Raw genomic sequence first — 12905 nt, forward strand, 5'->3', positions numbered from 1 at the left:
ACCTTCGGCTCACGAGCCCATTGCCGGGTCCGGGGGGCTCCAGGAGGATTTCGGCCTTGTCGCCGAGCCTGACCATCGACTGTCCTGAGGTCCAGTCAGACACGCCAGCCACGTTCGTCGCTGCGGCGGGCGGAGACGGGAAGAGGCCCGGCAAGATCGGGCTGGAGGCGACACTCGAAACAACGGCGCTCCCCACAGATTTGCCGACGCGGAGATCAGATTTCCGCGTAGCGTCGCTGTGGTCACTCCGTGAATTCCGCGGTGCGTGTGCTCCCGGGCCCGGTCGCAAGGGCTGCGAAACGCTCCTCCGTGAACAGTTCCTCGATCGTCTGGAGCGTCTTGGTGTAGTGCGCGACGAGCAGGGCACAGGCCTCTTGCGGGGTGCCGTTGAGCACCGCCTTCATCAGCGCCTCGTGCTCGCTCTGCCCATTGCGCGGCATCCTGCCAAAGGCGTGCGAGATCGAGATATAGCGCGAGGCATGGTCGGCCAGGATCTCGCAGAACTCGAGCAGCCAGGGCGACCCGCAATTCGCCAGCAGCGCCCGGTGGAAATTGCGATGGGCGTCCTCCCAAGCGGCGCGCTCCGCAGGGAGATCCGAGCGATAGCGCGAGAGCCGGTKGAGGGCGAGCACGATGCCTTCCTCCCAGCGCTCGTCACGATGGCTGATCGCTTCCTCGAGCGCCCTGGTTTCGAGCCAGCAGCGCGTGCGGACGAGGACCCGCCAATCGTCGAGGGCAATCGTCGGCACCGAGAAGCCACGCTGCTCGTGCCGCTCGACGAGGCGCTCCGATGACAGCCGCGACAGGGCCTCGCGGACCGCATTGCTGCCGACGCCATAGGTCGAGGCAATCCCCTCGATGCGCAGCTTCTCACCCGGCCTGAATTCGCCCTGGATGATGTCGCTGCGCAGTTTCTGGTAGACCGTCGTCGACAGCGTGGTCTTCTCGGCAGCTTTTGCCATGGTCGTGTCTGTCCTGCTGCCGCTCACCGGGGTGCCCTGGAAGAGATGGTGTTACTCGAACGCTGCCAGAAGACGAACCTGTACTGCATCCAGGACACGACGCCGAACATGAAAAGCCCGAGCAGGCTGAGATAGATGATCAGCGAGAAGACGCGCGGGGTGTCGAGCTGCGATGCGGCGACCCGGATCAGCTCGCCGAAGCCCTGGCCGCCGCCGAGGAATTCGCCGGCGATCGCGCCMGAGACCACGCTGATCGCCGCGATCTTCAGGCCGGTGAAGAACTGCGGCAGGCCGGTCGGGATCTTCAGCTTGACCAGTGTCTGGAGGCGCGAGGCGCCGATGCTCTTGAACAGCATGCGCGCATTTTCGTCGGCCGCATGCAGCCCGGCCGCGGTGCCGACGATGATCGGAAACACCGAGATGAAGGCTGCGAGCGCGACCTTCGACATGATGCCGAACCCGAGCCAGGCGACGAAGAGCGGAGCGAAGGCGAGCTTGGGCATGGTGTCGACCGCGACGATGTAAGGCATCACCGCGCGCTCGCCGAAGCTCGTTTCCCCGACCACGACGCCGAGCGTGACACCGATCGCCAGCGCCACGACGAAGCCCACGAGGACCTCGCTTGCCGTGACCCAGAAGGCTGGCAGCATATAGTCCCCGGCCATCAGGTTGCGCCCGACGAAGCCGATATCGCGCAGCGTATCGCCGGGGGTAGGCAGGATCAGCGGCGAGACGATCTCGGCGGCGGTGATGCCCTGCCAGAGCCCGAGGAAGAGCACGAGCAGCCCAAGCATCGAGGCCCAGCGCGGGGCCTTGGAAATCCACGAAACCTTTTCGATCCAGACCGTGTCGGCGGGCAGGGCGGCTGCCAACGGCTTCTCCGCGACATGGCTCACAGGAATGCTCCCTTGTCGAGAAGGCCGCGGATCACACCGACATACTCGCCGAAGAGCGGCAGCGTGGTCATGTCGAGCGTCCTCGGCCGCGGCAGGGCGATGGGGATGCTGCGCACGATCCGCCCGGGGCGCGACGACATCACATGCACGATGTCGGAGAGGATGACGGCCTCGGCGATGGAATGGGTCACCAGGAAGGCCGAGGCGTTGCGCTCGCGGCAGATGCGCTGCAGCTCCATGTTCATGAAATCACGGGTGATCTCGTCGAGTGCGCTGAACGGCTCGTCGAGCAGCAGCACATTCGGCTCCGAGATCAGCATCCGGCAGATCGCGGCGCGCTGCGCCATGCCGCCCGAGAGCTGCGAGGGGTAGGTGTCCTCGAACCCTTTCAGCCCGACCAGTTCGAGCAGGACGCGAGCACGCGCCGCGGCCGTCTCGGCTGCAGCGCGCCCTTCGCGGACTTCGACCGGCAGCAGGATGTTCTGGAGCGTCGTCCGCCACGGAAACAGCGTCGCCTGCTGGAACATCATCCCGATATCGGCACGGGCGCCCAGCACCGGTGTCCCCGCGAGCATCACCCGGCCCTTCGAAGGCGGTGTCAGGCCCGCCATGATCTTGAGCAGCGTCGACTTCCCGCAGCCGCTCGAGCCGATGACCGAATGGAACTCACCTTCCCGGAGAACCAGATCGACGTTCTCCAGCGCCACCACGCGCTCGCCGTAGGATTTCGAAACCTGCGCGAGTTCGTAGACCGGCCGAGGTCGCGCCTCGGCCGATACAGTCGCCGCCACCGTCATCGCGGAGCGTTCCAGGCCGTGACGAGATCGTTGGAATAGGCCTTGGTCAGGTCGGCCAGCGGCTTCTTGAGATCGCCCGAGGCAACGAGCGTCTGTTGCCACATCTCCCAGGCGGCGGGGTGGTTGTAGCCAAAACCCTTGGCGGGATCGATCGGACTGGTCAGCTTGTAATAGACGTCGAGCAGAGCCTCGGCGAAGGGCATGTTTTCCAGCTGTTGCGGATTGCCCATGCGGGCATGTTTCAGGGTCGCGGCCCGGTTGGCCGGGTCGATCCCGAATTTGGTGCCCCTGACCAGCGCGCGGCCGAAGCGCTCCAGCATGCTGCGGTTCTCGTCGAGATATTTCCGCGTCACCACATAGCCGTTGCCGAAGAAGGACTGGAACGGCGGAGGTGTCAGCGAGCGCAGCTTGACACCGCGCAGTGTCAGCGTGGCCGCGCCCGCGGTGTCGGAGGCATAGGCGTCGATCGCCTTCTGCATGAAGCCGGCGACAGCCATGCCGCCCTCGCCAACCGTGATGAACTTGTAGTCCTGGCCTTCCTTCATGCCCTCGGCGTCGAAGATCGAGCGCACGAACGCGACCTCCGCCCCGTCTGCCGTGCCGACGCCGATGACCTTGCCCTTCAGGTCGGTGGGCTTCTGGAACGGCGAAGCCTCCGGCACGACGAGGTTGAACTGGCTGCGGGTGAAGTAATTGTAGATGTAGACCAGATCCTGGCCCCGTTCGCGCGCCGCCATCAGCGGCCCCGGACCGGGATGGGCGAGCTGCGCCTGGCCCGCAAGGAGCGCCTGGATGGCCTGGGCCGAACCATTGACGCTGCGCGGCTGGATCTTGAGCTTCTCCTCGGCGAAATAACCTTCGCCGATCGCGGCATAGAGGGCGAAATAACCCAGCCCGCCCGGGCTCGGATAGACGATCGTGAGCTCATCCTGCGCCTGCGCATGAACACGCGACGCTGCGAGCGCAAGCGGCAGGCCCGCCGCCGCTGCCATGAACTGCCTACGTTTCATCCCGCTCCCCTTGCGTTTTTCTGATACGGATTAGCGAACGATGCATTATCGATCAAACGTGTCAAATAAATTCAGATTATCTGGCGTGTGATAAAAATATGCAGATTTATCTGGACAGGATCGAGCCGGCCCATATGCTGTCCCGATCGTGACCCAGCGCATGGCTTCCCAGATGACGACACTCGCAGACTTCGCCGTTCCGGCGCCGACCCTCCAGTCACTGCCGATCGAGGGCTCCTCGGCGCGCTTCCCGATCCGGCGGATCTACTGCGTCGGTCGCAACTATGTCGCCCATGTCAGGGAGATGGGCGGCGACGAGACCCGCGATTTCCCGCTGATCTTCCAGAAGCCGGCCGATGCAATCGTCCAGAACGGCGGCGTCGTTCCCTATCCGCCGATGACGGACGATTTTCACTTCGAGCTCGAGCTCATGGTGGCGATGAAGTCCGGCGGCTACAACATCCCTCAGGACGAAGCGCTCGAGCATGTCTTCGGCTACGGCATCTGCCTCGACATGACCCGCCGCAAGCTGCTCGACACGCCAGACGGCCCGCGGATCCCGTGGGAACTTAAGAAATCATTCGATCACTCGGCGCCCTGCGGCCCGATCTACCCGGTCGAACAGGTCGGCCACCCGTCGACGGGCAAAATCCGCCTCGAGGTCGACGGTGTCGCACGCCAGGATTCCGACCTGTCCTTGATGATCTGGCGCACGCCCGAGATCATTGCGACACTCTCGAAATATTACTCGCTCGAGCCCGGCGATGTGATCATGACCGGTACGCCGCATGGCGTCGGCGCGGTCCTTCCCGGTAATGTTCTCGTCGGCAGCATCGAGCGCCTCGGCGCGCTCACCGTCACGATCGGCGCGTCGCCGCTGGCGGGCTGACAGATTGCGCCTGGGCGGAACAAGCGCTGGCCCGACCGTGTTTATCGCGAAGCTTCCTGCGGAGGTTTTGCCATGCAGCTATCGGCCAAGGACAGATTGATTGCGGCCCTCGTGGCCCAGCTTCATGCCGAACGCGAGACGAGGGATGCGCTCGCCTTTGTGATAGCGAATGGCCAGCGCGACCGGGATGTCCTCACCGCCATCCTCACGGATCCGGTGCCGGCCTTCACGCAGGCTGACTTGGCCTACGCCGAAGAACTCGTGCGCCGCCATCATAACCGCCGGGAAGCGGCTTGATGCAGGAAGCGCTGGGCAAGCAGTAACGCCATGGTCGCCGGCAAGCCATCCCGCGCCCCTGGTCGGCTGCGGATCGTCAATCCCGGAGATCTGACGATCCGCAGGGGCCGGCGCGGCAGGGGCTTTGCCTATCTCGACGCCACTGACGAGCCCGTCCGGGACGCGGCCTTGCTTGAGCGGATCCGCTCACTTGCAATTCCGCCCGCCTATCGCGAGGTGCGCATCGCGGCCGATCCACGGGCCCATCTCCAGGCGGTCGGGCGGGACGAGGCCGGGCGGCTGCAATATCTCTATCATCCCGAATGGGAGCGGGTCCGCGAACGCCGCAAGTTGAAGCGATTGCGGCTGCTGATCGACGCGCTGCCCCGTTTGCGCAAGGCGGTCGCCGATGATCTCAAGGCGCGTGCGCTCTGCCGCAGGAAAACGCTGGCTTGCGCAGTCGCCATCATCGACCGCTGCCATCTGCGCGTTGGCGGCGAGGCCTATGCGAGGAGCAATAGCAGCCATGGTGCCTCGACGCTCCTCAAGCGCCATGTCGCGTTGACGGCCTCGCGGATCGACCTGCTGTTTCGCGGCAAGGGCGGAAAGCAGATCGCATGCTCGCGGCAGGATGGCCCGCTCGCCCGAGCACTTGCCCGGATTGCGCAGTTGCCCGGCCGGCGACTGCTGCAATACCGGGACGAGGACGGCAAGGTGACGCCGGTCCATGCCGGCGACATCAACGCCTATCTCCGCGAGATCTCCGGCCTCGCCATCAGTGCCAAGGATTTGAGGATGCTGGCGGGGAACGCTGCGGCCGCCGAACTGCTGCTGGCCAGCCAAATCATGATCGGCGATGGCAGCGAGAAGCGTCAGCTCGCCGAGATCATGCGCGCCGTCTCGGAGCAACTGGCGAACACGCCTGCCGTGACGCGCAAGAGCTATGTCCACGCCATCGTGGTGAAGGCCTATGCCAACGGGAAGCTCGCGGCCTCCTTCGAGAAGGCGCGCGCCAGGGGCGGCTGTTCCCGGATCGAGCGGGCGCTCGCCTCGCTGGCTGGGTGAGGTGAATCGCCGCCTCATGATCAGGTCGAAACCGATCCTGCCATAGGGCTTCGGCCATCTGGCTCAGGACGGCTGCCCTATTCCCGATCTTTTGCGTTGCGAACAAAACGCGAAAAATGATCGAATATGAGACATGTTCGCTCTCGATTCGCTGGCGCCACCAAGCTATCTCGACAGGCTCAACCCCGCGCAACGCCGCGCGGTGGAGCACGGCGTCGGCACGCAGCCGGGTCCCTTGCTGGTGATCGCGGGGGCGGGATCCGGCAAGACCAACACGCTCGCGCATCGTGTCGCGCATCTGATCCTGAACGGTGCGGACCCGCGCCGCATGATGATGCTGACCTTCTCCCGACGCGCTGCAGCCGAGATGGCGAGGCGGGTGGAGCGCATCGCGCGCGACGTGCTGGGAGAGGGGGCTGCCGTCATGACCGACGCGCTGACCTGGGCCGGGACCTTTCACAGCGTGGGAGCAAGGCTGCTCCGGGATTACGCGCCGGAGCTTGGGCTCGATCCGCATTTCACGATCCATGACCGCGAGGACAGCGCCGACCTGATGAACCTCGCTCGTCACGAGCTTGGCTACTCGAAAACGGAAGGGCGCTTTCCCAAGAAGGGCACCTGCCTTGCGATCTATTCGCGCTGCGTCAATGCCGAAGAGCCGGTTGAGGCCGTGCTGGGTGCTTCCTTTCCCTGGTGCGCATCATGGGCAGGGGAGCTGAAGCAGCTCTTTTCAGCCTATGTCGAGGCCAAGCAGGCCCAGAACGTCCTTGATTACGACGATCTTCTGCTGTGCTGGGCCCAGGCCGCAAGCGAGCCCAGCCTTGCCGCGGAGATGGGCGGACGTTTCGACCATGTCTTCGTCGACGAGTATCAGGATACCAACAAGCTTCAGGCCTCGATCCTGCTGGCGCTCAAGCCCGATGGCCAGGGGCTCACCGTCGTCGGCGATGACGCGCAATCGATCTACTCGTTCCGCGCCGCCGAGATCCGCAATATCCTCGATTTCCCCCAGGCCTTCAGCCCACCGGCTGAGGTCGTCACGCTGGATCAGAACTATCGTTCGAACCAGCCCATTCTGGCCGCCGCGAATGGGGTGATCGAGCTCGCCCGCGAGCGCTTCACCAAGAACCTCTGGACCGACCGCCAGTCGGGCGGCAAGCCCCAACTCGTCAATGTTCGCGACGAAGCCGACCAGGCGCGCTTCGTCGCGACGCGCGTGCGGGAGAACAGGGAGGCGGGGCACACGCTCAAGCAGCAGGCGGTGCTCTTTCGCGCCTCGCATCACAGCGGCCCGCTGGAGGTCGAGCTGACACGGCGCAATATTCCTTACAAGAAGTTCGGCGGGCTGAAATTCCTCGATGCCGCCCATGTCAAAGACATGCTGGCGATGCTGCGCTTCGTCGAGAATCCGCGCGACAGGGTCGCCGGGTTCCGCTTGCTGCAGCTGCTTCCGGGCGTGGGGCCGACCTCCGCGCAACGCGTGCTCGATCAGGCCGGCACGGCAGATGATTTCGCAGCAGGCCTCGCGGAGCTGTCGGCGCCCGCGCGTACGGGCGACGCCTGGCCGGATTTCGTTGCGACATTCCGGGCGCTGCGCTCAGGGATAGGCTGGCCGGCAGACCTCGAACGGGCCCGTCTCTGGTACGACCCTCACCTGGAGCGCATTCACGAGGATTTCACCACGCGTCGAGCCGATCTGGTTCAGCTGGAGCAGATCGCCTCCGGCTATCCATCCCGCGAGCGCTTCCTCACCGAGCTCACCCTCAATCCGCCCGACGCAACGAGCGATGAAGCGGGTCCGCCATCGCTGGACGAGGATTTTCTMATCCTCTCGACCATCCACTCCGCCAAGGGACAGGAATGGAAGTCGGTCTTTGTGCTGAACACGGTGGACGGCTGTCTTCCCAGTGACCTTGCCGTCGGGGAGACCGCCGAGATCGAGGAGGAGCGCAGGCTGCTCTATGTCGCGATGACGCGCGCCAGGGACGACCTGCATCTGGTCGTGCCGCAGCGCTTCTTCACTCATGGCCAGGCCGCGCGAGGCGATCGGCATGTCTACGCGGCACGCACGCGGTTCATCCCGCATGCCCTGCTGCACCTGTTCGAGCAGGCGACCTGGCCCATCGAGCAGGCTCAGGCCGCCATGCAACACCGCAGCGGCGTGAGAATTGACGTATCGGCACGGCTCAAGGGCATGTGGCGCTGAAGCATCGGCCCGGAGGATTGCGGTTTTCGGGTAAGCCGATGCGACCGCACAGGGCGCGATCGGCCTGCGCCGGTGGCGCCGGCCCGCATCTTGCTTGTTCCCCTTAAGCTCTCGGTAACCCAGAAACCCCAGCCTTAATGGCTGGCCTGACTCGATTTCACTCGGAGTGCCTCCATGGATGCCTTCACGATGGTGATTGTCGCCTGCATTTCCGGCGAAGCGACCTGCACCGCCGCCCGGATCAGCGAACTGGGTTTCACCACGGTGCAGGCCTGCGAGGCCCGCATCGACGACATCGCGCGCGCGATGACGTTGGAGTTCGGAAAACGACCGGAATTCAAGGGCCGGCAGGTCACCTACGACGTCTCCTGCATGGACAGGGAACAGCTCTGGCACAAGCTTGGGGTGACCCAGGCCGAGACCTGATTGCGGCCGTTCGCGGCGGAGGCGGCCTCTCGCGGGACACCAACGTCCGGATGCCGATCGGTGGAACAAACCGGAATCGAGCCCGTTCCTGAACACAGAACCCTCAGCGAAGGAGATCTGTGATGATGAAGAAACTTGCTCTCGCCGCGACCCTGATTCTCGTGCCCGTCGCGTCATTCGCCCAGAATCCGCAGGGCGCGCAGGGTGGTGCAGCTGCCGGCGCGGCGACAGGCGCCGTGGGCGGGGCGATCGTCGGCGGTCCGGTCGGTGCTGTTGTCGGCGGCGTGGGTGGCGCTGTCGTAGGCGGCATCGTCGGCGACAACACCCCCCGCTTCAAGACCTATGTGGTCGAGCAGCGTGTGCCGTCCTACACCTATGCCGAGCCGCTCGCGGTCGGCACCGTGCTCCCGAATGAGGGCGTGACCTATCGCGAAGTGCCGCGCGAGTATGGCGCGACCCAGTACCGCTATACGGTCGTGAATAACCGCACTGTGCTGGTCGAGCCCGGCACCCGCAGGATCGTTCAGATCATCGAGTGATCAGCACAATCGTCCAACCGTTCGGCCCGCCAGCGGCTTCCGTTGGCGGGCCGTTTGCTGCCTGGCGAACGCGTGGCCTTGTCCGCGATGTCCGGCCCTGGCTCGGTCCTGACTCCTATGCATCATCGAACCGAAAGATCGTCGCAGCACCGGCTTCGTCGCGCAGGCCCTTGTAAGTCGCATGGCGAAGCTTGCCGTCATCGGTCCAGCCGCGGAATTCGATCTCGGCAACCAGCAGGGGCGAAACCCAGCGCGCGGCTGTCCGCTGGATGGCCAGGGGTGGTCGCGGAACGAGTCTCGCGTMGAGCCGCGCCTTCAAGGCGGCGCCGGACAGCTCGGTGAAGCCGCTGCCAACCCCGCCGACATAGACCAGGCCGTCGGCCTTTTCCGCAGCGAGCAGCAACCTGCCGATTCCTCCAAAGCCGATCGAAGGCTCATATCCGATGATGACGAAGCGCTCCGACTGGATGCACCTGATCTTGAGCCAGTCACCATCGCGGCCGGAGCGATAGGGTGCATCAAGGCGTTTTGCGATGATGCCTTCGAGGCCGAGCTTGCAGGCGAGGGTGTAGAACGCCTCTCCGTCGGCAATCACGTCCTCACTGAGCAGGATACCGGGAGACGCGCGGTCGATTGCATCGGCCAGGACCTCGCGTCGCTGCGAGAGCGGCAGATGCCGCAGATCCTGTCCATTGAGGTACAGAAGATCGAAGGCAAACAGGACCGCGAGTTCGGCGCTGCCCTTGCCGTCTCGCCCGCCGAGCGCTTGCTCCAAGGCCGCGAGATCCGATTTTCCGCTCCGGTCGAGGATGACGGCCTCGCCATCGAGGATAGCACTGTCGACGACGATCTGTTTCGCCGCCGCCACGATCGCGGGAAAGCGGGCCGTCCAATCCCGGCCGTCTCGCGTAAGCAGGCGCACCTCGCGCGAAGGCTCGATATGGACGGCAAGCCGGTAGCCGTCCCATGCCACCTCGAAAGACCAATTGGCCCCCTTGGGCGGCTTTGCCGCCTCACTGGCAAGGCATGGCTCGACATGCTGCGGCATGGGATCGTCATCTTGCGTGCTGTCGTCAGGGAGACGGGCCTCCACTGGTATGGCAACGGGCGACACGACCGTGCCCTTCAACGCCTCCGAACCGGGGCCGGACCGCGACATCTGGCGCGCGCGCATGACGGGTTCTCCTCCACCGCAGACAAACGCCGGGCAGCGGGCACTCGTTCCGGCGACGTGGAACTTCGTGCCGCCTCAGCAGTTAGGATATGGTGGTGATATGGGAGTGCTGACATGGGTTCGTTACCCCGCGCTTTTCATCCCAAGCGGAAACCCGGACGACCTTCCGATCGACGGCCGCGGAGTGGTCGCCCCCGGCCGGCTGCCATCATGCCGACCGAGCTGTCACGCGAGATCTGTGAGGACGAGGACGGCAAGCATTATGCGGTCATCGTCTGGCGGCTTTATCCCGGTCTGCGCAGCATCACCTACACGCTCGATAGCGGCGCGCTCGTGAACTTTGTCGATGAGCGCAAGTTCGAGGTCGCCAGAACCGGTCTGATCATCACGCGGCTGGAGTGAATTCGACCAAGTGTTGCCGCATCCGGCAAATGACATTGCCGGAAGCGCTCCAAGGTTTAGGTTGCTCCCTACAGGGAGGTGCTTTGCATGTCCGATACCCTTTCTAGATCAGAACCAGTGACGGTGACACTCCGCACGCACGAAGACTATCGTGATGCTTGTGAGCGCGTTGGCCAGTTGGAAGGCATCAGGCCGAGCACCGCCCGAGATCGTCAGCTCGCTGCGCTTAGAACGGCCATCCACGCCTACGAGCCGCGGCAGACGCCCTTGCGGACATCGCCATGACCACGTGAGGCCTGGTTGAGGTTCCCGCGCTTGGCAGGGCAATGCGACCAGCCCGTCAACGAAACGGAAGACGAGACAGAGCCGTTGCGACGCTCCGGCCGGGCAAGCCCTGTTCAGGTGCTCGGGTGCCTGGGGCGCATAAGGGCAGAACCATCTCACGATAACGTGTTCCCTGTAGCCGCCAGTCGACGCCGTTTCTGTCGTGAACGAATGCAGCCGCGCGCCGACGTCCATCACGGTTCCGGTGCTTCTTTGGTCGCGTGGTGCGGTGCAAACTGGAACCATCATGGACGCCCGCTCGTTGCTCGCTCGCGTCCGCTGAAATGCTATGGGGGAATGTCATGGCGCCGCGCGCTGTCTGGAAAGGCGTTCTGAAGATCGCCGAGGTGAGCTGCCCGGTTTCGCTCTACACGGCAGCCTCGACCGCCGAGCGGATCTCGTTTCACACCTTGAACCGCAAGACCGGCAACCGCGTCCATCGTCAGTACATCGACGAGGTCTCCGGCAAGCCGGTCGAGACCGAGGATCAGGTCAAGGGCTACGACAAGGGCAACGGCGATTACGTCCTGCTCGAACCGGAAGAGATCGCCGCCGCGATCCCGGAAAGCGACAAGACCCTCACGGTCGAGACGTTCCTGCGGTGCGACGAGATCGACGAGATCTTCTTCGACAAGCCCTACTATGTCGCGCCTGCCTCACCCGTGGCGTCCGAAGCCTTCGCGCTGATCCGCGAGGGAATGAAGGACCAGAAGTCGGCCGCGCTGGCCCGAACGGTCATCTTCCGCCGGATGCGATCGATCCTGATCCGTCCTCAGGACGAGGGCTTGGTGGCGACGACGTTGAACTTCGACTACGAGGTCCGCTCGGCCGAGGACGCCTTCAGCGAGATCCCGGGCATCAAGATCGACGGTGAGATGCTCGACCTGGCCGAGCACATCATCAAGACGAAGGCTGGCAGGTTCGATCCCAAGCAATTCGACGATCGCTATGAAGCCGCGCTGGCCGAACTCGTCCAGGCCAAGATCGAAGGCCGCAAGATCAAGCCACAGAAGCGGCCCGAGCCCTCGAAGGTCGTCAGCCTGATGGAGGCATTGCGTCAAAGTGCCAAGGCTGGCGGCGGCGAAAAGCCCGCCGCGGCGAAGCAAGCCCCGCGCAAGAAGGCGAGTTGATTATTTGCGCCGCGGTTCCAGGCTGCGCTTGAGCGCGTCCATGATGTTGACGACATTGCCTTCCGAGGCCGGACGCGGCGATGTCCTCGTCGGTTTGCGGCCCTTCTCCTTGGCCTTGATGACACCAAGCAGCTCCTCCTGGACCGGATCCTTGGCAAGCTCCGGCGACCAGTCCTTGGTGCGGGTCGCGATGAGCTTGTCCATCAGGGGACGCAGGTCAGAGTCCGGTGCGGCCTCGCCGATCCCGGCGAAATAATCTTTCTCGGGCCGGACCTCATCGCCATAGCGCAAGGTCCACAAGACGATGCCGTTATCGCGGGCGTCCAGCAGCACGGCCCGTTCGCGCCGATAGAGGACGAGCCGCGAGATTCCGACCGTCTTCGTACGCTTCATCGCTTCGCGGATGACGGAGAATGCCTCTTCCCCGACCTTTGCATCGGGCACGAGGTAATGAGGCGTGTCATACCAGATCCAGCCGACCGATGATCTTGGAGCGAAGGTCTGGATGTCGATGGTTCGGGTGCTCTCCAGTGCCACGGAGTCGAGTTCATCGTCTTCCAACATGACATAGTCGTCATCGCCCCTTCGATAGCCCTTGACCTCGTCCTCGTCGCTGACGGGTTTGCCGGTGACCGCATCGACGAAGCGACTTCGTATCCGGTTTCCGGTCTTGCGGTTGAGCGTATGGAAGCGGACCTTCTCGTTGTCCGATCGGGCCGGCATCATCGCGACTGGACAGGTCACGAGGGACAGCTTGAGATAGCCCTTCCAGAACGTCCGCGGCGCCATGGTCACATCTCCCGACACAC

14 protein-coding genes are annotated in these 12905 nt (G+C 64.3%); 8 read left to right on the forward strand and 6 right to left on the reverse strand.

Annotated elements, in window-relative coordinates:
- Positions 1-242: 242 nt before the first annotated feature.
- From AC1DIO_RS24920 to AC1DIO_RS24935, 4 genes are read right to left on the reverse strand one after another with little or no spacing between them, the layout of a single operon-like run.
- On the reverse strand, positions 243-962 hold the full coding sequence (locus tag AC1DIO_RS24920; RefSeq protein ID WP_476854255.1) for a GntR family transcriptional regulator: 720 nt from the start codon (positions 960-962) through the stop codon (positions 243-245).
- A 23-nt stretch (positions 963-985) separates the two neighbouring features.
- The gene (locus tag AC1DIO_RS24925; RefSeq protein ID WP_441491027.1) at positions 986-1858 is read right to left on the reverse strand and encodes an ABC transporter permease; all 873 of its coding nucleotides are present in this window, start codon (positions 1856-1858) and stop codon (positions 986-988) included.
- Positions 1855-2655 carry an ABC transporter ATP-binding protein gene (locus AC1DIO_RS24930; protein WP_441491026.1) on the reverse strand — a complete coding sequence of 267 codons (801 nt, stop codon included), beginning with the start codon at positions 2653-2655 and terminating at the stop codon, positions 1855-1857. Before AC1DIO_RS24930 ends, AC1DIO_RS24925 begins: the two co-directional genes overlap by 4 nt.
- Positions 2652-3665, reverse strand: a complete 1014-nt coding sequence (locus AC1DIO_RS24935; protein WP_441477901.1) for an ABC transporter substrate-binding protein — start codon at positions 3663-3665, stop codon at positions 2652-2654. The genes AC1DIO_RS24930 and AC1DIO_RS24935 overlap by 4 nt, the downstream gene beginning before the upstream one ends.
- A 172-nt stretch (positions 3666-3837) precedes the next feature.
- On the opposite strand from AC1DIO_RS24935, the gene AC1DIO_RS24940 reads away from it, so the two are divergent.
- From AC1DIO_RS24940 to AC1DIO_RS24965, 6 genes are all read left to right on the forward strand, one after another.
- The gene (locus AC1DIO_RS24940) at positions 3838-4554 is read left to right on the forward strand and encodes a fumarylacetoacetate hydrolase family protein (RefSeq protein ID WP_441507743.1); all 717 of its coding nucleotides are present in this window, start codon (positions 3838-3840) and stop codon (positions 4552-4554) included.
- Positions 4555-4626: 72 nt separating this feature from the next.
- On the forward strand, positions 4627-4851 hold the full coding sequence (locus tag AC1DIO_RS24945; RefSeq protein WP_476770562.1) for a hypothetical protein: 225 nt from the start codon (positions 4627-4629) through the stop codon (positions 4849-4851).
- A gap of 30 nt (positions 4852-4881) precedes the next feature.
- On the forward strand, positions 4882-5895 hold the full coding sequence (locus tag AC1DIO_RS24950) for a DNA topoisomerase IB (RefSeq protein ID WP_476854256.1): 1014 nt from the start codon (positions 4882-4884) through the stop codon (positions 5893-5895).
- 133 nt (positions 5896-6028) lie between these two features.
- Positions 6029-8101, forward strand: a complete 2073-nt coding sequence (locus AC1DIO_RS24955) for an ATP-dependent helicase (RefSeq protein ID WP_476854257.1) — start codon at positions 6029-6031, stop codon at positions 8099-8101.
- Between the two features lie 174 nt (positions 8102-8275).
- Positions 8276-8527, forward strand: a complete 252-nt coding sequence (locus AC1DIO_RS24960; RefSeq protein ID WP_476776592.1) for a hypothetical protein — start codon at positions 8276-8278, stop codon at positions 8525-8527.
- Between the two features lie 122 nt (positions 8528-8649).
- Positions 8650-9066, forward strand: a complete 417-nt coding sequence (locus AC1DIO_RS24965; RefSeq protein WP_069881129.1) for a DUF1236 domain-containing protein — start codon at positions 8650-8652, stop codon at positions 9064-9066.
- A gap of 115 nt (positions 9067-9181) precedes the next feature.
- On the opposite strand, the gene ligD is transcribed toward AC1DIO_RS24965, so the two are convergent.
- Entirely contained in the window at positions 9182-10240 is a 1059-nt protein-coding gene (gene ligD, locus AC1DIO_RS24970) for a non-homologous end-joining DNA ligase (RefSeq protein ID WP_476854258.1), read from the reverse strand.
- 210 nt (positions 10241-10450) lie between these two features.
- Between ligD and AC1DIO_RS24975 the strand changes: the two genes are divergently transcribed.
- Positions 10451-10642, forward strand: a complete 192-nt coding sequence (locus AC1DIO_RS24975; RefSeq protein ID WP_441491019.1) for a hypothetical protein — start codon at positions 10451-10453, stop codon at positions 10640-10642.
- A gap of 626 nt (positions 10643-11268) precedes the next feature.
- The gene (ku, locus tag AC1DIO_RS24980; RefSeq protein ID WP_476776594.1) at positions 11269-12096 is read left to right on the forward strand and encodes a non-homologous end joining protein Ku; all 828 of its coding nucleotides are present in this window, start codon (positions 11269-11271) and stop codon (positions 12094-12096) included.
- On the opposite strand, the gene ku (AC1DIO_RS24985) is transcribed toward ku (AC1DIO_RS24980), so the two are convergent.
- Positions 12097-12885, reverse strand: coding sequence for a non-homologous end joining protein Ku (gene ku, locus AC1DIO_RS24985; protein WP_476854259.1), 789 nt, complete (start codon positions 12883-12885; stop codon positions 12097-12099).
- Positions 12886-12905 lie beyond the last annotated feature (20 nt).

Source organism: Allobosea sp. 05T439 (assembly GCF_056396005.1).

Bases quoted from the DNA above. Each gene is read 5' to 3' on its own strand.
- AC1DIO_RS24930 (WP_441491026.1), bottom strand. From the start codon at position 2,655: ATGACGGTGGCGGCGACTGTATCGGCCGAGGCGCGACCTCGGCCGGTC.
- AC1DIO_RS24935 (WP_441477901.1), bottom strand. From the start codon at position 3,665: ATGAAACGTAGGCAGTTCATGGCAGCGGCGGCGGGCCTGCCGCTTGCG.
- AC1DIO_RS24940 (WP_441507743.1), top strand. From the start codon at position 3,838: ATGACGACACTCGCAGACTTCGCCGTTCCGGCGCCGACCCTCCAGTCA.
- AC1DIO_RS24945 (WP_476770562.1), top strand. From the start codon at position 4,627: ATGCAGCTATCGGCCAAGGACAGATTGATTGCGGCCCTCGTGGCCCAG.
- AC1DIO_RS24950 (WP_476854256.1), top strand. From the start codon at position 4,882: ATGGTCGCCGGCAAGCCATCCCGCGCCCCTGGTCGGCTGCGGATCGTC.
- AC1DIO_RS24960 (WP_476776592.1), top strand. From the start codon at position 8,276: ATGGATGCCTTCACGATGGTGATTGTCGCCTGCATTTCCGGCGAAGCG.
- AC1DIO_RS24965 (WP_069881129.1), top strand. From the start codon at position 8,650: ATGATGAAGAAACTTGCTCTCGCCGCGACCCTGATTCTCGTGCCCGTC.
- AC1DIO_RS24975 (WP_441491019.1), top strand. From the start codon at position 10,451: ATGCCGACCGAGCTGTCACGCGAGATCTGTGAGGACGAGGACGGCAAG.
- ku (WP_476776594.1), top strand. From the start codon at position 11,269: ATGGCGCCGCGCGCTGTCTGGAAAGGCGTTCTGAAGATCGCCGAGGTG.
- ku (WP_476854259.1), bottom strand. From the start codon at position 12,885: ATGGCGCCGCGGACGTTCTGGAAGGGCTATCTCAAGCTGTCCCTCGTG.